Origin of the sequence: Arthrobacter sp. NtRootA1, from assembly GCF_019976975.1 — a bacterium.
Lineage (GTDB): Bacteria > Actinomycetota > Actinomycetes > Actinomycetales > Micrococcaceae > Arthrobacter > Arthrobacter aromaticivorans.
This window is the reverse complement of sequence record NZ_AP024630.1, coordinates 4,389,670-4,407,450: the sequence shown is the minus strand read 5'-3', so window position 1 is coordinate 4,407,450 and position 17,781 is coordinate 4,389,670. Positions and strand designations below refer to the sequence as shown.

The following is a 17,781-nucleotide window of genomic DNA, read 5'->3' as shown; positions in this document are numbered from 1 at the left end:
GCGCCAACCCCCGTCAGAGCCTGCTGACCCGGTACGCGAAGTTCGCGTCTGATCTGGCGCCCACTGTGATGGCCAGGATGGCGTCTTTTTCCAACTGCACCACGCTCACCCGGGCATTGGCGCATCCCAAGGTCAGGTCAACCAAATCCGTCTCGCCTACGCTGACTGCGAATGAGACGCGGCGAGTGCCGCGGCACGCCAGCGTCACGGCGTAAGTTCCGCCCGGCAACTGCACAGTCTGCTCGGTTCTGGACTCGCCGGAATTCAGGAAGCCGCTGCTCGAATAGAACGACTGCCCCTGCGATTCCGGCAAAGCCGCTTTGGCCCACTCCTTCAGTGCCTCACCCGTAACGGTTTGCTCCAAGGCTGGGTCAGGAGGAAGCACGACATTGCTGCCGCTAGTGTCTGTGGGGCTGGAATCCGCACGGCCGCCATCGTCATAGGTGTACTCGCACGCCGTCAGCGCGCCACCCAGAACGAGCAAGAGCCCGACGGCGGCACTTGCCAGCCGTCTGGACACAACGGAGCCAGCCACCTTGCTGCCCATACGTTGACTTTACGCTGGCCTGGAAGCGCACCATAGTGCTGCCGGAAGGGGGTTAATTAGCGGCGGGCACCAGCTGGTAAGCAAAAATCAGCGGGGCATCCACGCTACTCGTGGAGATAGTGAGGGCGGCGGTGGCGGGGACTTTGATCTTCGCCACTTCGAGGCTGCCATTGCAGGCGGCTCCCGCATCGGCAATTTGCTTTCCACCGGAAGAAACGGCGAAGAACACCTTTCCTCCTCCATCGCAGGCCATCGTCAGTGTGTAATTCCCGGCGGGAACGCTCGGTGACTCCTTGACCAGCGGGTCCCGGTTCAGGATCTTGCCGGAATCCTCCATCGTCACGGTGTTGGCTGAGGGAAGAATTTTGTCTTTCCATGCCGGTACATCGGCATGTTCGACGCTGACCGGACCCTGGCAGGCTGAGGCCGCCAGTAGCGTCCCGGCAGCAATGACAACAAGGCCTGCGCGACGCCTTGTGGAGGAGAGGTTGAGCATGCTTCCACGCTACCGGGTCCCACAGCAAGGTTTTGTCCACATAGCCCAAACCACGGACCGCTGCCATGAAGCAGCCCCCCATAGACTTGCAATGTGACTCAAACCCCCGAAATAATTACCGAAGGCAATACTGACGGTGCTCCGCGCAGCGACCATCCTGAGCTCCTGGCGTCTCTCGCCTCTGACCTTCGCGCCATCTCATACACGGTCGACGGCGTGGCGGAACTTCTGGGGGAATCCGCCTATGCCGCACTGAACAGGGACCAGATAATTCCAGCGTTGTTGGTGAGCGAACGCTTGTCCAAGAGCGGAGTGGAAACCACCCGGGCGCTGTCCGTCATAGTGCGGCTGTGGTTGCTTGCCGTCCCACAGCCCCAGTCCGACGTTGACCTTGCGCTCCCCACTATCGGCGCCCAAGGCCTCGCCCGGCTCGGACTGATCACCCTCGAAGCTGGCGTTGCCACGGCCAAGGTGGATCTGCGTCCCTATGGCTGGGAGGCCAATGCAGACGGCAGCGGGGGAGCGGAGCTCTGGGTAGCCAGCGATCTCGCTGCCCACCAACAAGCGGGGGTCCTGAGGCACGATCACGTGCTGGGGATAGGACGGGCATCAACAACCTTGGTCCAAACAACCATCAGGCAGCACACGCACCGTGCCCTGGACCTCGGGACAGGCTGCGGCATCCAGACGTTCCACTTGCTGCATCACTGCGAACACGTAACGGCGACGGACATTTCTGAAAGGGCGCTCGCCTTCACTCGTTTTAACCTGCTCCTCAACGCTCCAGAACTGGACCTGGATCCGAACAACCTGGAAGCCCGCGTCAGCCTGCGCCTGGGCTCGCTCCTGGAACCCGTGGCAGGGGAACGTTTCGGCCTCGTCGTCTCCAACCCGCCCTTTGTCATTACCCCGCGTAGCGCTGGGGAGTCCAGGGCTGATCAATTTACATACCGCGACGGCGGTCTGCCCGGTGACGAGATCGTCGCCTCGTTGGCGCGGTCTCTGGCGGGCGTCCTTGAACCCGGCGGCACAGCCCAAATGCTCGGCAACTGGGAGATCCGCGAAGGGACACCATGGCATGACAGGCCTTCCTCATGGCTCAAAGGTTCCGGCCTGGACGTTTGGTTCATTCAACGTGAGCAGCTGAACCCGGAGCAGTACGCAGAGACCTGGCTCCAGGACGCCTCTGAGAACCGGGACCGCGGCCATTATCAGAAGTCGTACGCCGCGTACCTCGACGACTTCGCATCGAGGGATGTTGAAGGAATCGGCTTTGGCATGATCTGGCTACGCCGCCCGCAAACGTCAAACGAGGCACGCATCAGCCGGTTTGAGGAAATTACTTACCCCATTGAGCAACCTATCGGTCCCCATCTCGGAGCGGCAGTGGAGCGCGCCGACTGGCTTGCCGGCAGTACTTTGCCGGAAGCACACCTTGTTGTGGCCGAGGACGTCACCGAAGAGCGCCATCAGCGTCCCGGGGCTGTGCATCCAGGCGTGATCCTGCTCCGGCAGGGGGCAGGCCTTCGTCGAACAAACCTGCTCAGCACAGAACTGGCGGGCTTTGTGTCTGCTTGTGATGGCGAATTATCCGTACGGCAGATTGCCGGAGCCCTGGAAGCACTTCTGGGAGGCGCAGACGACTTCAATTCAGGATCCTTCCGCGAAGGGCTTCTTGCCGAAGTGCGGAATCTCGTCCTGGACGGGTTCCTCCTCCCGGATTCGCAGGAAGCGTCTACGCAAGAGGCGTCCGTATGAACGGTGCACGGCCGCCGCGCCCGCTCGGTAGCAACTCCCCGGTAAGTGACCCTGCTTACACTGATGAAGTGATTGCGAACAACGAGACATCCCAGGCGTCAGGCGATGCCCCCCGGCGCAAGAGGGCCGAGAAAACGGTTGAGATAACCGATCCCAAGGCTATCCGTGCATTGGCGCACGCCGCCCGTCTCGAGGTCATCTCCGAGCTCTACGCAACACAGGTAAGCCACACGGCTACTGAGCTCGCGGCCCGTACCGGCCTGACGCCCAGTGCCATGAGCTACCACCTCCGTGCGCTCCAGAAATGGGGGATCGTTGCTCCGGCGGAAAATGCGGGTGACGCAAGGGAACGCCGTTGGAAGGCTGCTGGAACGGACTTCAGGATTTCAGGCGGCAGCGTGGCCAGCCCGGAGATCGCAGTGGTCGATCTTGAGCTGGATGCCTTCCGGCGCAGGGCTTCGGCTTTTGCCAAGGCCCGGGGAGAACGCAGGCAACGTGGCGAAGCGGCGGAAGAGCCGGCGTCGGTGGTGCTGGCGAGCAATTTGCTGTACTTGACCAACCAGCAGCGCAAAGAGCTTTCTGAACGGATCCGGGAGGTCCTGCGGGAGTACGAACTGGAAGACCCTACCCAGATTCCGCAAGGTGCCGAGCGTGTTGCTACTCTGTGGTCAATGATGCCGGATGACCGCATGGCACCTGGGCACTAGGGGCCCGGCCAGCCCTTCGGATTTCCGCGCCAGAACGCAGGATTCTGCAATCTATGGTGAACTAGGCCAATATGGGCACCAGCCCAATTACACATTTTTTCTGTAGGAGCACCGTGCCCAGCAAGGCAAAAACCGGCAAGAAACTCGTGATCGTGGAGTCTCCGGCCAAGAGCAAGACCATCGCCAAGTATCTTGGCGAGGGCTTCATCGTCGAGGCTTCCATCGGCCATATCCGGGATCTCCCGCAGCCATCGGACCTCCCTGCAGAACTCAAGAAGACTTCGCTGGGTAAGTTCGCCGTGGACATCGAAAACGACTTCAAGCCGTATTACGTCGTATCCCCGGACAAGAAGAAGAAGGTCGCCGAGCTCAAGGCCCAGCTGAAAGACGCTGACGCGCTCTATCTCGCAACCGATGGGGACCGCGAGGGCGAAGCCATCGCGTGGCACCTGCTTGAGGTCCTTAAACCCAAAGTTCCCGTGTATCGCATGACTTTCGGTGAAATCACCAAGGAAGCGATTCACCGTGCCATGGATAACCTGCGGGACGTCGATACCGCCCTGGTTGATGCCCAGGAGACCCGGCGCATCCTGGACCGGCTCTATGGCTATGAAATCTCTCCGGTTCTGTGGCGCAAGGTCGCCAGGGGGCTTTCCGCGGGACGTGTGCAGTCCGTGGTTACCCGCATGGTGGTTGACCGCGAACGCGAACGCATGGCTTTCCGGGCCGCTTCCTACTGGGACCTGACCGGACAGTTCGGAGCCGACTCGGGATCTTTCAAGGCAAAGCTTGCCGCGGTGGACGGTTCCAAGGTGGCCAGTGGCCGTGACTTTAACGACAATGGCCAGCTCACATCCTCCAACGTGGTTCACCTCAACGAGGAACTCGCAACATCATTGGCCGCAGGTCTGCAGAACGCCGATTTCCGCGTCCGTTCTGTAGATACCAAGCCGTACACGCGCCGTCCTGCCGCACCGTTCACCACCTCCACGCTGCAGCAGGAAGCCGGACGAAAGCTCCGCTTCTCCTCGAAGAGCACCATGCAGGTTGCCCAGCGCCTGTACGAAAACGGCTACATCACTTATATGCGTACGGACTCCTCCGCCTTGAGCGATGAAGCTGTCACGGCAGCCCGGCGCCAGGCCGCGGAGCTCTACGGCCCCGAGTACGTTCCCCAAAGCCCACGCGTGTACGCCAACAAAGCTGCAAATGCGCAAGAGGCCCACGAGGCCATCCGCCCCGCAGGTGACTCCTTCCGCACGCCCGCGCAGGTGGCCAAACAGCTCAGTGGAGACGAATTCCGCTTGTACGAGCTCATTTGGAAGCGCACGGTCGCGTCCCAGATGGCCGACGCCAAGGGCTCCACAGCCACCATCCGGCTGGGTGCCGTGGCAGCTGACGGACGAGACGCTGAATTCTCTGCCTCGGGTACCGTCATCACCTTCCCCGGCTTCCTCGCCGCATATGAGGAGGGCAAGGACGAGAGCCGCGGAGATGAAGACTCCGATGAAGCGCGCCGTCTGCCCAACGTGGCCAAGGATGACTCCCTGAAGGCCTCGGACATCGTGGCAGTGGGCCACGAGACTTCACCGCCTCCGCGCTACACGGAAGCCTCGCTGACTGCTGAGCTGGAAAAGAAGGGCATCGGCCGTCCGTCGACCTATGCCTCCACGATTTCCACCATCCAGGATCGCGGCTATGTACGGAAACAAGGTTCTGCTCTGGTTCCCAGCTGGATCGCTTTCTCGGTGATTCGCTTGCTTGAGCAGCACTTCACGGATTACGTCGACTATGAATTCACCGCCGACATGGAAGGCGATTTGGATAAAATCGCCAACGGCCAAGCCGCGGGCGCAGCGTGGCTGAAGCACTTCTACTATGGTGAAGACGCTGATCCCGGGCTGTTGAGCATCGTGAACAACCTCGGCGAGATTGACGCCCGCGAGATCAACTCCGTGCCCATAGCAGAGGGCATCACCTTGCGTGTGGGTAAGTTCGGCCCCTACCTGGAAAGCAGCATCCCCACCGTTGATGAGAAGACCGGTGAAGTGGTGGAGTCCGCACGGGCCAACGTCCCGGAGGAACTCGCTCCGGACGAGTTGACAGCCGCCAAGGCAATCGAGCTCATGGAAACTGCCGCTCCCGAGGAACGTGTCCTGGGAACCGATCCACACACGGGCCATACCGTGGTTGCCAAGAACGGCCGATACGGCGCCTACGTCACCGAGATCATCCCCGAGATGACCGAGGAGCAGCTGGCAAACCAGCCCGTTGAGTACTACAAGAACGGCAAGCCCAAGCCTCCAAAGAAGCCGGTGAAAGCCAAGCCACGCACAGGTTCGCTGTTCAAGTCCATGACCGTGGACAGCGTTACCCTGGATGAGGCCCTGCAGCTCATGAGCCTGCCCCGGGTGCTTGGCGAGGACGCTGAAGGAAATGTCATCACCGTCCAGAACGGCCGGTTCGGACCTTACCTGAAGAAGGGTACGGACTCCCGTTCAATCGGGTCCGAAGAAGAAATCTTCACCATCACCCTGGAACAGGCCTTGGAGATCTACTCCCAGCCCAAGCAGCGTGGTGCCCGGGCCGCCGTGCCGCCTCTGGCCGAGTTCGGTCCGGACCCCGTGTCGGAGAAGAACATCGTGGTGAAGGAGGGCCGTTTCGGTCCGTACATCACTGACGGCGTCACGAACATCACGGTTCCGCGCTCAACTTCGCTTGAGGAGCTGACCCGGGAACGCGCCGTCGAACTTCTTGCCGAGAAGCGGGCCAAGGGCCCCGTCAAGCGGACGACTACGCGCAAGGCGCCAGCCAAAAAAGCCGCCGCCAAAAAGTAATGCCACAACAAGGCAGGGTGCCGTCCGGGAAGCAAGCGAATTGCGTCCCGGACGGCATCGTGGTCGAGTAGAACCATGACTGAACAGACGGCTTCACCGGACAACGGACCCTTGAACGACCTCGAAGCGAAGCTCGCCTTGGCTGAACAGACGGCTTCACCGGACAACGGACCCTTGAACGACCTCGAAGCGAAGCTCGCCTTGGCTGAACAGCCGGACGCCAACCCGGTAGACGTAATCCTTGCGTTCCTGAACAACGAGGTCTACCTCATCAGTTCCGAAGCAGTGGACGGACCGGATTCTGCCGTAGAGCCATTGGTCCTTTCGAACGCCGATGGACAGCCCGTTCTGGCGGTGTTCAGCCACCCGAGCCGCGTGGACGAGCGTTTCCTGGAAGCGGCCCCGCACATTCTGGGCACCATGGGCTCGGCGATCCTCGGCAACATCGGCGACGAACTGGGCATGGTCATCAACCCCGGAAGCGAATATGGCTTCGAAATCGATCCTGAGGGGATCGCCAACATCCGCCGCGACTTCAAACGGGCAGACGAAGTAGGGGAGCCAACGGAATAGCTGGCATCCTGGGCACGGGACGTCTGCCTGTCAGCGAAACGTGGACGCCAAGTTGCTTCCCCGGCTTCGAATCAGTGAATAATGGCAGAATGCGTCTTGGCGTTCTCGATATCGGTTCAAACACCGTCCACCTGCTGCTCGTGGACGCCCATCCCGGCGCCCGCCCAGTGGCTTTTGCCTCCCACAAACGGCCACTTTCCCTGGTCCAATACCTCGACGGTGATGGCAACATCAACGATGCTGGCCAGACTGAGCTGATTGAGTTCGTCCTGGAGGCATGGGAGTTCGCAGCACGCCACAAGGCCGAGGATTTGCTCGCGTTTTGCACCTCGGCTATCCGTGAGGCAACCAACGGTGCCGAGGTCCTGGCCCGGGTCAAACACGAGACCACGGTGACTCTCCAGGAGCTCACTGGAAGCGAAGAAGCGTCAATGACCTTCTTCGCCGTTCGTCGTTGGTATGGCTGGGGTGCCGGCCCGATCCTGGATCTGGACATTGGAGGAGGATCCTTCGAAATGGCCTACGGCACGGACGAACTCCCGGAATTGGCTACCTCCGTTCCGTTGGGAGCCAGCAGGCTGACGCGGGATTGGCTCCATGAAGATCCACCCAGCGCCAAGAGCGTCAAGGAGTTGAGGCGGTACATCCGCTCGACGCTCAAACCTGTTGTCCGCAATTTTCACGAGCTTGGCCGGGCCAACCTGGTGGCGGGTACCTCCAAGACGTTCCGCTCCCTTGCGCGGATCGCTGGTGCTGCCCCCAGCGGGGCCGGTCCCTATGTGAAACGGGAACTCCACGCCGCCGATCTTGGTCTGTGGGCCCAGCGCATATCCGCCATGAAAGTTGAGGACCGCCTATACCTCCCGGGTGTTTCAGATGCGCGTGCCCGCCAATTGTTGGCCGGGGCTTTGGTGGCGGAGGCCGCGTTGGAGCTCTTCGAATTCCCTAAGATGGAAATCTGTCCGTGGGCTTTGCGGGAAGGGCTGATCCTTCGACGCCTGGACCAGTTGGTCTTCGATGATGCCGTGGATCCCGCGCCGCACGTCGGAAAGCGCAAGAAGGACAAGTCCAAGAAAAAAGCAGTCAAGGAAGGCGACAAGAAGACGGACAACGTCGAGCCCCAATCCACGTTTGAGGAGTTCCCCGTGCCGGTGAACAACCCTGCCCCTGCACCAATTCCCGCCCCTGTGGCAGGCGGGCTGGCTTCCTGAGATGAGCGCCGACGTCGAGCCCTTTGCAAATAACCGCCACATCCCGGTGGCGCTGTCCAGTGCCTCCGTTTATCCGCTGAGCGTCCATGATGCTTTCGCGGTGGCCCAGGACCTTGGTTATGAAGGCGTTGAGGTCATGGTCACCAACAACGCCGTGAGCCAGAATCCTGACGCCCTCATCCAGCTGAGCCATCGTTACCACCAACAGATCGTCTCCATTCACGCGCCCACATTGCTGCTCACCCAGCAAGTCTGGGGAGCTGCATGGAACAAGATCGAGAAGTCCTGCCAGATGGCCAGGGAGGTCGGCTGCGACACCGTGGTGGTCCATCCGCCGTTCCGCTGGCAGTCGAACTACGCCGAGAACTTCGCTGCAGGTGTTCGGGAGATCGCTGCGATGTACGAAGTGCACATCGCGGTGGAGAACATGTACCCGTGGCGCGTCCGTGGACGGGAGGCTGTTGCCTACCTGCCGCACTGGGATCCCTTGGGACAGGATTACGACGACGTCACGTGGGACTTCTCGCATGCGGCAACCGCGGGGGCAAACAGTTTGGAAGCAATCCAGGCACTGGGCAGCAAACTCCGCCACGTTCACCTCACGGATGGTTCAGGTTCCGGGAAAGACGAGCACCTGGTGCCGGGCACGGGGACGCAGCAATGCGCGGACGCCCTCCAACACCTTGCTTCCAACGGCTTCAGTGGTGTTGTGGTGGCGGAGATTTCAACCCGCAAGGCCAAAGTGGCGGGTGAGCGCGAGGAAATGTTGGCGGAGACGCTTCGTTTCGCACGGCAGCACCTCAGCATCCCGCTGGTGCGGTCACACGATAATTAGAAACCAACGCAATTAAATGCGAAAGCACCGGCGGCCGAATCGGGAAATGGGGGAAAACCCGCCCCGGCCACCGGTGCTGTTGGCGGACATCCCCATGCCCGCCTCATCACTCGCACCCTCAATGAGGTAACTACTAAGTTACGGACCAAGGTTGGGTGCTGCCTGCAATATTCTTGGGAACAAGCTGTGAATCCGGACAGCGTTCGACCCCTCCATGGGCAAACTGCCATGATGGTGCAATGAGCAACCGAATCGCATTCCTTGGCTGTGGATCCATGAACGAGGCAATTCTGGCCGGTCTCCTTGCCGCCGGGACCGACCCATCCGATGTCGTCGCCACTGTCCGACGTGCCGAGCGTGCAGAAGAGCTTGCGCAGCGGTACGGCGTTATGGCGATCGCTGGCGAGGAAGAACCGGACAACAACAAGCTTGCCACCAAGGGTTCCCGCATCGTCATCCTTGGGGTCAAACCAGTTGGCATCACGGAACTCGCACGGGAAATCAGCCCGGCACTCGCTAAGGACACCGTCGTTGTGAGCGTGGCCGCTGCGGTTTCCATCGCGCAGATTGAGGCCGCCCTCCCGGAGGGGCAGCCGGTGATCCGCACCATGCCGAACACACCCGCAAAGCTGGGTCGCGGCGTCGTTTCCGTCTCGCCCGGGACGCACTGCACGCCGGAACAGTTGGAGAAGGTGAAGGCAGCGCTGGCAGGTGCCGGCAAGGTTGTGGAGGTGCCCGAGGAACAAGTGGACGCCTTGTCCGCGATCAGTGGATCCGGTCCCGCCTACGCGTTCTATTTGGCCGAGGCCATGGCCGCCGCTGGTGTCGAGCTGGGGTTGGACGCCGAACTGTCGGTCATGCTTGCCCGCGAAACGGTGGCGGGCGCCGGTTTCATGCTGGCGGAGCCAGGTGCGGACCCCACTGCACTTCGCGTTGCCGTAACCAGTCCCAACGGCACCACCGAGCGGGCGATCGCAGCATTCGACGACGGCGGGATCCCCAGGATCATCGCTGAGGGAGCCCGTGCGGCTGCTACGCGCGCGGCCGAGATCACCAAGCAGCTGGGCTAGTCCCCAACCGCTCCCTAACCTCGCAAGCTCGGCCAGGGAACCATGCGGTCGTGGGCCCAGGAATGCTACGGCCGCGCTGCGAAGCGCTCCAAGAGATCGACGTGTCCGGACACGATCAGCATGTCGTGTCCGGACACCTTGGTTTCCGGCCGCGCATACGTGAAGTCCTCTCCCGGGGTCTTCACGCCGACGATCGTCACGCCGTATTTGGACCGCACCTTGGATTCCTCCAAGGTGAAGCCCACAGTTTCCTTGGGCGGATACATCTTCACGATTGCGTAGTCGTCGTCGAACTCGATGAAGTCAAGCATGCGCCCTGACACCAGGTGCGCGGCACGCACGCCTGCGTCGGCTTCCGGGTAGATCACGTGGTTTGCGCCGATCCGGCTGAGGATCTTGCCGTGGGATGGGGTGATCGCCTTGACCCAGAGGTGTTGGATGCCCAGGTCCACAAGGTTCACTGTGATGAGCACCGAGGACTCGATGGACGTGCCCACGCCTACCACGGCGGAACTGAATTCCTGGGCCCCCAGCTGGCGCAAGGCATCGATGTTGGTGGCGTCCGCCTCCACCACGTGGGTGAGCACGGGCGCCCATTTCTGGACGAGCGTGCGGTCACGTTCAATCGCCAGGACTTCCCGGCCCTGCTTGACCAATTGCTCGGCCGTGGCCGACCCGAATCGGCCAAGGCCAATGACCAGCACTGGTGCGTTGTGGGCGGGACGGTTGGCCGCCCCAGTGGTACTAGCCAATGATTGGCCTCTCTTCCGGGTAGTGGTACAGCTGGCTGCGCTGGCGCAGGGCCAAGCCGGCAGCGAGGGTTACGGTGCCCACACGGCCTGCGAACATTAGTGCGGTCAGGACGTAAACGCCCGACGGCGGCAGCTCGGCGCTGAGGTTGGTGCTCAGTCCCACTGTGGCAAAGGCGGAGATGGTTTCAAAGAGCACCCTGTCCAGTGTCGCCCCGCTGATGGAGAGCAGCAGGAATGCCGCGACCGATACAAGGGTGGCACCGGCAACAATCACCGAGATGGCCACCCGCATGGTGCCTTGGGGAATCGTGCGTCCGTAGACTTTAACATCGGCATCGCCACGGGCCTCGGCAACGATGGCGAGGAACATGACCGCGATAGTAGTCACCTTGATGCCGCCCGCTGTGGACGCTGAGCCGCCGCCGGCAAACATGAGGGCATCGGTGAGCAGCATGGTGGTGGATTCCATGTGGTTTTGGTCCACCAGGTTGAACCCGCCTGAGCGCGTCATCACTGATGCAAAGAGGGAATGGATGAGCTTGTCGCCAAGGTCCATATGCGCGATTGTCCGCACGTTGTCCCATTCCATGAGCGCCCACAGGACCGTGCCGGCCAGGAGCAGGATGAAGGACACCTGGATGGTGAGCTTGGTGTGGAGGTTCCACTTCTTCCAGTTCAGGCCGTTCTGTTGCAGAACCATCACTACCGGGAAGCCGAGGCTGCCAAGGAACACGCCCAGCATGAGTGGAATAAGGATCCAGAGGTCGGTCTCGTAGGGGACGATTCCGTCTGAGTGCGGCGTAAATCCGGCATTGTTGAAGGAGGAGATCGAGTAGAAGACCCCGTGCCATACCGACTGCAAGAATGGCTCGCCGAGAAGCATGAAGCGGGGGATCAGGGCCAAGGCGAGTGCGCCCTCGATCACCACCGAGGTCACGATGACGATGCGGAGCAGCGTACCCACTTCACCAAGTCTGCCGGCGTTGTTCATGGCTTCCTGGGCGATGAGCTTGCCGCGGACACCAAGCCGCTTGCTGACCATGAGGGCCAACAGCGAAGCCAAGGTCAACGTGCCAAGGCCGCCCACAAAGATGCCCACCAAAATAATGAGCTGGCCAAGGAAGGACCAGTGGGTAGCGGTGGAAACCACGGTCAGGCCCGTCACGCAGACACTGGAAACTGCCGTGAACATGGCCTGGTGCAGAGGAGTAGGCTCGCCCGAAGCCGAGGAGAACGGCAAGGACAACAAGCCTGTGAAGAGCAGGATCACGGAGGCGAAAGCGACCAGGGCCAGACGGGCCGGGGACGTGTTGGCGATGTTGTCAATGAAGTCGCGCGCACGTGTGAAAATCCACAGACCTTCACGTTCCTGCTGGCCGGGTTGCCAGTGGGCCGGGCTCGCGGAGCGCGACTGGCTTTGAGACATGGGTTCTTCCTCGGTTGAACATGCTTTCCTGAGTAGTAAACCACTATTCCTGCGGCGTAACCGGGCGGTACAGCCCCGCGGCCTCAGGTAGCCTGTTCTGGATGAACTCCAGGCTTGGAACAACTGCTTCCAGCATTACGCGATCCGCACTGCCAACGACGGTGGTGTGGGATCCAGCCATGACTGCTTACAACTTTGGTCCCAGCCATCCTATGGCCCCGCAGCGGCTGGAGTTAACCGCGAGGCTCGCAGAATCCCTTGGTCTTTTCAACCACAGCCATGTGGCGGTGGAGTCGCCGGACGTGGCCACCGACGTCGAACTTTGCTCGGTGCATAGCGCCGACTATGTGGAGGCCGTGCGCCGCGTCAGCGAGGACCCGACCCAACCCGAAGAAGACCGCGGACTGGGTACGGAAGACGATCCCGCCTTTGCAGGCATGCATGAGGCCAGCGCCCGGCTGGCCGGTGGTTCTTTGTTGGCCGCGGAATCGATCCTGTCCGGCAAAGCCATTCGCGCAGTAAATTTCAGTGGTGGAATGCACCACGCGGCACGTGACCGCGCCAGCGGCTTTTGCGTCTACAACGACGTCGCCATTGCCATCCAGCGGCTTCTGGACGGCGGTGTGAGCCGCATAGTCAGCATCGACGTCGACGCCCACCACGGCGATGGAACGCAAAGCATTTTTTGGAATGACCCCCGCGTCATGACAATTTCCCTGCATGAGTCCGGACTTACCCTCTTTCCGGGAACGGGTTTCGCCAATGAAACCGGCGGCCCGGATGCGCACGGCACGGCTGTCAATGTCGCGTTACCGGCGTTCACGGGAGATGCCGCGTGGCTTCGCGCCTTTCATGCGGTGGTACCGCAGCTGGTTGGAGCCTTCAATCCCGAGGTGATTGTCAGCCAGCACGGCTGTGATTCGCACCGCCTGGATCCATTGACGCACCTCAACCTCAGCGTGGACGGTCAGCGGGAGGCGGCCAGCGCCGTCGCCAGCCTCGCCGCGAGGTATTGCGATAACCGGTGGGTGGCCACAGGCGGGGGCGGCTACGACGTTACGGGTGTTGTGCCACGTGCTTGGAGCCATCTGATCGGAATGGTGACGCAGCGGCCGGTGCCGTTGAGCACGCCCGTGCCAGAAGCCTGGCGCAACTATGTCAGGGAGGCTTACGGCGTGTGGGCTCCGGAGTCGATGAGCGATGACGTGGATGTCTGGTGGCGTTCCTGGGAAGTTGGCTACGACCCCGCGGACGAGGTGGACCGGACCGTCATTGCCACGCGCAAGGAGATCTTCCCTTTGTACGGGCTGGATCCCTGGTTCGACTAGCCGGTCTTGACCCACCACCTATGGTTCTGATTTCTCCGTCTGGAAGACCACGCCCGCCGCACCCACGAGCCAGCCCAGCAAGGACAACGCAAATGCTCCGATGAGGTCCGTGGACGCTTGGCCCTTGAACAGCCAGAGCACCAGGACCAGCAAGCCCATGGTGATGTAAACCATGATGGCAAAGATCACCCGTCCCGATAACCGCAGGGCAACCTCCGCCGGGCTGACAAGGGGACTGGATTCGCCAGCGTTCGCGCTGTCCCGCTTAACCTCCGAAATGGTGAACCCCAGTGCGGACGCCGTTAGCGAACTCAGGGACGTGGCAAGGACGCCCGCCGCGGTAACGAGGGCTCCGTTCAGCTCAGGGGCCGTCAGATCACCTGTCGGAACCCAGGTGCCGACCCGAAGGAGCACTGCACTCCACACGAAGACGAATACGGCAAGGAACACACCGGCGATGATGTTGAAGATTTGCCGCCGAAGGAAATCAGTCATTGCCCCGCACCCCGTGCTTTTGGCGGCCGGGGCCTCGAAGCCCGGACGGACCGTGAATCCGTTTTAGCATTGGCTCTGGAAAGGGTCAACGATCCAGCGCCGTCGCGGCGCGAAACAGGGATGCCATTTGGCGTATATGTCGCTAGGGTGGGAGGCATGGTGACTGACGACGTATTTGCCGTCATAGCTGAGGCAACCAGGCGCGACATCCTGGTTTCACTCCGCTCTGGGGATAAAGCTGTAGGCGAACTGGTGGAAGAACTGGCTGCAAGCCAGCCCACTATCTCCAAGCATCTGAAGGTGCTCCGCGAGGCTGACCTCGTCAGCATGCGCGCCCAGGGGCAGAAGCGCTACTACGCGCTGAACCCGAAGCCGCTGGCCGGTGTGGCCACCTGGCTGGAAACCTTCGACGTCGGACCCTCGGCTACTGCCGCCGTCGCACCTTCCGTGGAAGCAGCGCCGCAAACGGTGGCTCCCGCTGGCGTGGGCGCCGCAGCGTCGGTTGTGCAACCCGCCGAGACTGCGCCGGATCTCGTTGCAACTCGTGCCGAGGCCGTAAGCAAGGCCGTAAAAGTCCACTCAGATGGGATGCCCGTCTCGTTGGATCTGGCATCGGACGATACTGTCCCGCAGCAGATTGGCCGGACTGTTGGCCGCGCTGCCACTAAAGCGGCGGACCTGCTGGCCAACCTCCCGAACCTTCCCAACCTCCCGAAATTCGGTCGCAAGCGCTAGTGGGCTACGCCCGGATCAATCTAACGTGATCTTCAACACCTTGTGAGGTTTCGTTAAGGTCAAGGTTCCTTGCGTTTACGGGGTTTTTCTACGGTTGAGTTAACTCCGGGCCGATGGTCACAATCCCATCGGATGGAGATCCTACCTCCGTTGGTGCAACCATGAGCGGGACTGTATCGTCTCGCCGCTGGCCGGCGCACTGAGGGATAGGAAGACGCATGGATTCGAGGCTCGAAGCTGTCAGGAACACCGTGTTGGCGCGGAATCCCGGCGAGAAGGAGTTCCACCAGGCTGTCACCGAGGTCTTCGAAAGCCTGGGGCCCGTTCACGACCGGCATCCGGAATTTTTGGAGGGTGCCGTGTTGGAGCGTCTCTGCGAACCCGAACGGCAGATCATCTTCCGCGTACCGTGGACCGACGACTCTGGCTGCGTCCACGTAAACCGGGGTTTCCGTGTGGAGTTCAACTCGGCGCTTGGTCCCTACAAAGGTGGGCTGCGGTTCCACCCTTCCGTCTATCTGGGCATCGTCAAGTTTCTCGGCTTTGAGCAGATCTTCAAGAATGCCCTCACAGGCATGCCGATCGGCGGGGGCAAGGGCGGTTCCGACTTCGATCCGCGCGGACGCTCGGATGCCGAAATCATGCGGTTCTGCCAGTCGTTCATGACTGAGCTATACCGTCATATCGGTGAGTACACCGACGTCCCTGCCGGCGATATTGGCGTGGGCGGACGCGAAATCGGCTTCCTCTTCGGCCAGTACAAGCGCATCACCAACCGTTACGAATCCGGGGTCCTCACCGGCAAGGGGATTTCCTGGGGTGGCTCGTTGGTCCGGCCGGAAGCCACCGGCTACGGCACAGTGATCTTTGCCCAGGGGATGCTCAAGAGCCGTGGCGCCTCCTTTGACGGTCAGCGTGTTGTGGTGTCCGGTTCCGGAAACGTGGCCATCAATGCGATTGCCAAAGCGCAGTCTCTCGGTGCAACAGTGGTGGCCTGCTCCGACTCCGCCGGTTACATCGTGGACGAGGCGGGAATCGACGTCGAGCTCCTGCGCCGGATCAAGGAAGTGGAGCGCGCCCGGCTTACTGAATACGCGCTTCGACGGCCTGGATCCAGCTACGTAGCGGGTGGCTCGGTGTGGGACGTGAACGGCACGGTCGCACTGCCTTGCGCCACCCAAAACGAGCTCGACGGCGATGCTGCCGCGAAGTTGGTCAGCAACGGCCTGATCGCGGTGGCCGAGGGAGCCAACATGCCCTCCACGCGCTCGGCAGTGGCAGTGTTCCAGGAGGCGGGCGTTCTGTTCGGTCCGGGTAAAGCCGCCAACGCCGGAGGTGTTGCTACATCCGCGTTGGAAATGCAGCAGAACGCCAGCCGTGATTCGTGGTCATTCGAGCACACGGAACAGCGGCTTACCGAGATCATGGTGGGCATCCACGACCGTTGCGCAGCAACCGCCGAAGAATATGGTTCGCCCGGCAACTATGTGGTGGGCGCCAATATCGGCGGTTTCGTAAAAGTAGCCGACGCAATGCTGGCTCAGGGCCTGATCTAGCGTCCATTACCCAACTGAGTCGCAATAGTGCGCGTTTTGAACGTTCAAAACGCGCACTATTGCTACCTACATGGGTTAGCGCTGGAGCAGCCGCACGTGATCCGGGTTCAGTTCCGATACCTTGCTGACGCCCAGGAGCGCCATGGTGCGGGTCATGTCCTTCTCGAGGATCTGGATAGTGCGGTCCACGCCTTCGCGTCCGCCGGCCATGAGGCCGTAGAGGTAAGCCCGGCCGATCAAGGCAAAGTCCGCCCCCAAAGCCAGGGCTGCCACGATGTCGGCGCCGCTCATGATGCCTGTGTCCAGCATGACGGCAGCCTTGCTGTTGTCAGCCTTCAGCGCCGAAGTGACCTCGGGAAGCAGGCGGAACGGGATGGGTGCACGGTCCAGTTGGCGGCCGCCATGGTTGGACAGGACTATGCCGTCAGCGCCGTGGTCCACCACTTTACGGGCGTCCTCAACGGTCTGGATGCCCTTGACCACGAGCTTGCCCTTCCAGGTTTCGCGCAGCCAGTCCAGGTCCTCATAGGTCAGGGTGGGATCGAACATTGAGTTGATGAGGTCCGCCACGGTTCCGGTGTAGCGCGAGAGCGAGGCGAACGTCAGCGGCTCGTGGGTCAGGAAGTTGAACCACCAGGCGGGTCGGTAGGACGCATCCAGGACCGTCTTGAGCGTCAGGGCCGGCGGGATGGTCATGCCGTTGCGGACATCCCTCAAACGAGCCCCCGCTACGGCGGTATCCACGGTCACCATGAGGGTATCGTTGCCTGCTTTGGCGGCCCGCTCGATCAATTCGAGGGAACGGTCACGGTCTGTCCACAAGTACAGCTGGAACCAGTTGCGGCCGTTCGGAGCAGCCGTTGCGACGTCTTCGATCGATGCTGTGCCCATCGTGGAAAGCGTGTAGGGGATGCCGGCAGCTTCTGCGGCCTGCGAGCCAGCGTATTCACCTTCGGACTGCATCATGCGGGTGAATCCGGTGGGCGCGATGCCGAAGGGGAGGCGCGATTCCTTCCCCAAAATGTCGGTGCGGAGGTCAATCCTGGAAACATCGCGAAGGATCCCGGGGCGGAATTCGATGTCCTGGAACGCCTGGCGTGCCCTGCGCAGCGTGATTTCTTCCTCCGCGGCGCCGTCCGTGTAGTCGAAAGGTGCTTGTGGGGTGCGACGCTTCGCGATGTCGCGCAGTTCCCAGATGGTGCTCGCCCGTTTGAGGCGGGCGGCTTTGCTGAATTCGGGCTTCTTGAACTGCATCAAAGGAGCCAGATCGGCAACTTTGGGTATGCGCCGCTTCAGTGCCGGAGGTTGCACGACGGCGGGCGTCGGCTGCGGCGGCCGGCTGACGGTTTCGTCGCTGCCAGCATTGGCGGGGGCGGCGGTGATCTTCGGATCGAGGGTGTCGGTCATGCGGTTCTCCCTTGAAATTCTGTGGTCCTACCACTGTGGTCTAACCAC

Annotated in this window: 17 protein-coding genes; 10 read left to right on the top strand and 7 right to left on the bottom strand. The window is 61.5% G+C overall.

The window, feature by feature from the left end:
* Positions 1–13: 13 nt before the first annotated feature.
* Together LDN90_RS20035 and LDN90_RS20030 are read right to left on the bottom strand one after the other, a co-directional pair.
* Positions 14–547 carry a DUF6023 family protein gene (locus LDN90_RS20035; RefSeq protein ID WP_216927034.1) on the bottom strand — a complete coding sequence of 178 codons (534 nt, stop codon included), beginning with the start codon at positions 545–547 and terminating at the stop codon, positions 14–16.
* A gap of 52 nt (positions 548–599) precedes the next feature.
* Complete coding sequence (locus LDN90_RS20030; RefSeq protein ID WP_223946841.1) at positions 600–1,043, bottom strand: hypothetical protein; 444 nt, start codon at positions 1,041–1,043, stop codon at positions 600–602.
* 93 nt (positions 1,044–1,136) lie between these two features.
* On the opposite strand from LDN90_RS20030, the gene LDN90_RS20025 reads away from it, so the two are divergent.
* The 7 genes from LDN90_RS20025 to proC all read left to right on the top strand — a co-directional run bounded on the left by LDN90_RS20025 (position 1,137) and on the right by proC (position 10,034).
* A complete protein-coding gene (locus tag LDN90_RS20025) occupies positions 1,137–2,801 on the top strand; it encodes a methyltransferase (protein WP_223946840.1) in 1,665 nt (554 codons plus the stop codon).
* A complete protein-coding gene (locus tag LDN90_RS20020; RefSeq protein ID WP_346346991.1) occupies positions 2,798–3,508 on the top strand; it encodes a helix-turn-helix domain-containing protein in 711 nt (236 codons plus the stop codon). The genes LDN90_RS20025 and LDN90_RS20020 overlap by 4 nt, the downstream gene beginning before the upstream one ends.
* 113 nt (positions 3,509–3,621) lie before the next feature.
* Positions 3,622–6,345, top strand: a complete 2,724-nt coding sequence (gene topA, locus LDN90_RS20015) for a type I DNA topoisomerase (RefSeq protein WP_223946838.1) — start codon at positions 3,622–3,624, stop codon at positions 6,343–6,345.
* Positions 6,346–6,483: 138 nt separating this feature from the next.
* Complete coding sequence (locus LDN90_RS20010; RefSeq protein WP_223949340.1) at positions 6,484–6,918, top strand: SseB family protein; 435 nt, start codon at positions 6,484–6,486, stop codon at positions 6,916–6,918.
* Between the two features lie 89 nt (positions 6,919–7,007).
* Positions 7,008–8,129 (top strand): Ppx/GppA phosphatase family protein, encoded by a 1,122-nt coding sequence (locus tag LDN90_RS20005; protein WP_223946837.1) that lies wholly within the window; start codon positions 7,008–7,010, stop codon positions 8,127–8,129.
* A 1-nt stretch (position 8,130) separates the two neighbouring features.
* Positions 8,131–8,964 (top strand): sugar phosphate isomerase/epimerase, encoded by an 834-nt coding sequence (locus LDN90_RS20000; protein WP_223946836.1) that lies wholly within the window; start codon positions 8,131–8,133, stop codon positions 8,962–8,964.
* 239 nt (positions 8,965–9,203) lie between these two features.
* A complete protein-coding gene (gene proC, locus LDN90_RS19995) occupies positions 9,204–10,034 on the top strand; it encodes a pyrroline-5-carboxylate reductase (RefSeq protein WP_223946835.1) in 831 nt (276 codons plus the stop codon).
* A 65-nt stretch (positions 10,035–10,099) separates the two neighbouring features.
* On the opposite strand, the gene LDN90_RS19990 is transcribed toward proC, so the two are convergent.
* Genes LDN90_RS19990 through LDN90_RS19980 form a run of 3 tightly spaced genes read right to left on the bottom strand, consistent with a single transcriptional unit; the run spans position 10,100 to position 12,393 of the window.
* A complete protein-coding gene (locus LDN90_RS19990) occupies positions 10,100–10,786 on the bottom strand; it encodes a TrkA family potassium uptake protein (protein WP_223934424.1) in 687 nt (228 codons plus the stop codon).
* Positions 10,779–12,212 (bottom strand): potassium transporter TrkG, encoded by a 1,434-nt coding sequence (locus LDN90_RS19985; protein WP_216927043.1) that lies wholly within the window; start codon positions 12,210–12,212, stop codon positions 10,779–10,781. The genes LDN90_RS19990 and LDN90_RS19985 overlap by 8 nt, the downstream gene beginning before the upstream one ends.
* A gap of 43 nt (positions 12,213–12,255) precedes the next feature.
* Entirely contained in the window at positions 12,256–12,393 is a 138-nt protein-coding gene (locus LDN90_RS19980; protein ID WP_223946834.1) for a hypothetical protein, read from the bottom strand.
* Between LDN90_RS19980 and LDN90_RS19975 the strand changes: the two genes are divergently transcribed.
* A complete protein-coding gene (locus tag LDN90_RS19975; RefSeq protein WP_223946833.1) occupies positions 12,392–13,540 on the top strand; it encodes an acetoin utilization protein AcuC in 1,149 nt (382 codons plus the stop codon). The genes LDN90_RS19980 and LDN90_RS19975 overlap by 2 nt on opposite strands.
* Before the next feature lie 18 nt (positions 13,541–13,558).
* On the opposite strand, the gene LDN90_RS19970 is transcribed toward LDN90_RS19975, so the two are convergent.
* Positions 13,559–14,035 carry a hypothetical protein gene (locus LDN90_RS19970; RefSeq protein ID WP_216927045.1) on the bottom strand — a complete coding sequence of 159 codons (477 nt, stop codon included), beginning with the start codon at positions 14,033–14,035 and terminating at the stop codon, positions 13,559–13,561.
* Positions 14,036–14,191: 156 nt separating this feature from the next.
* On the opposite strand from LDN90_RS19970, the gene LDN90_RS19965 reads away from it, so the two are divergent.
* Both LDN90_RS19965 and gdhA read left to right on the top strand, forming a co-directional pair.
* Positions 14,192–14,770 carry a metalloregulator ArsR/SmtB family transcription factor gene (locus tag LDN90_RS19965; RefSeq protein ID WP_216927046.1) on the top strand — a complete coding sequence of 193 codons (579 nt, stop codon included), beginning with the start codon at positions 14,192–14,194 and terminating at the stop codon, positions 14,768–14,770.
* A gap of 218 nt (positions 14,771–14,988) precedes the next feature.
* Positions 14,989–16,326 carry an NADP-specific glutamate dehydrogenase gene (gdhA, locus tag LDN90_RS19960; protein ID WP_223946832.1) on the top strand — a complete coding sequence of 446 codons (1,338 nt, stop codon included), beginning with the start codon at positions 14,989–14,991 and terminating at the stop codon, positions 16,324–16,326.
* A 75-nt stretch (positions 16,327–16,401) separates the two neighbouring features.
* Here gdhA and LDN90_RS19955 read toward each other — a convergent pair whose 3' ends face one another.
* Positions 16,402–17,733: an alpha-hydroxy acid oxidase gene (locus LDN90_RS19955; RefSeq protein ID WP_275963565.1), complete on the bottom strand. Its 1,332-nt coding sequence runs from the start codon at positions 17,731–17,733 to the stop codon at positions 16,402–16,404.
* Between the last annotated feature and the right edge of the window lie 48 nt (positions 17,734–17,781).

Coding starts and splice junctions, on each gene's coding strand:
- LDN90_RS19980 (WP_223946834.1), bottom strand. CDS start 12,393: ATGGCTGGATCCCACACCACCGTCGTTGGCAGTGCGGATCGCGTAATG.
- LDN90_RS19975 (WP_223946833.1), top strand. CDS start 12,392: ATGACTGCTTACAACTTTGGTCCCAGCCATCCTATGGCCCCGCAGCGG.
- LDN90_RS19985 (WP_216927043.1), bottom strand. CDS start 12,212: ATGTCTCAAAGCCAGTCGCGCTCCGCGAGCCCGGCCCACTGGCAACCC.
- LDN90_RS20035 (WP_216927034.1), bottom strand. CDS start 547: ATGGGCAGCAAGGTGGCTGGCTCCGTTGTGTCCAGACGGCTGGCAAGT.
- proC (WP_223946835.1), top strand. CDS start 9,204: ATGAGCAACCGAATCGCATTCCTTGGCTGTGGATCCATGAACGAGGCA.
- LDN90_RS20000 (WP_223946836.1), top strand. CDS start 8,131: ATGAGCGCCGACGTCGAGCCCTTTGCAAATAACCGCCACATCCCGGTG.
- LDN90_RS19955 (WP_275963565.1), bottom strand. CDS start 17,733: ATGACCGACACCCTCGATCCGAAGATCACCGCCGCCCCCGCCAATGCT.
- LDN90_RS19970 (WP_216927045.1), bottom strand. CDS start 14,035: ATGACTGATTTCCTTCGGCGGCAAATCTTCAACATCATCGCCGGTGTG.
- LDN90_RS20030 (WP_223946841.1), bottom strand. CDS start 1,043: ATGCTCAACCTCTCCTCCACAAGGCGTCGCGCAGGCCTTGTTGTCATT.
- LDN90_RS19965 (WP_216927046.1), top strand. CDS start 14,192: ATGGTGACTGACGACGTATTTGCCGTCATAGCTGAGGCAACCAGGCGC.
- LDN90_RS20020 (WP_346346991.1), top strand. CDS start 2,798: ATGAACGGTGCACGGCCGCCGCGCCCGCTCGGTAGCAACTCCCCGGTA.
- gdhA (WP_223946832.1), top strand. CDS start 14,989: ATGGATTCGAGGCTCGAAGCTGTCAGGAACACCGTGTTGGCGCGGAAT.
- LDN90_RS20005 (WP_223946837.1), top strand. CDS start 7,008: ATGCGTCTTGGCGTTCTCGATATCGGTTCAAACACCGTCCACCTGCTG.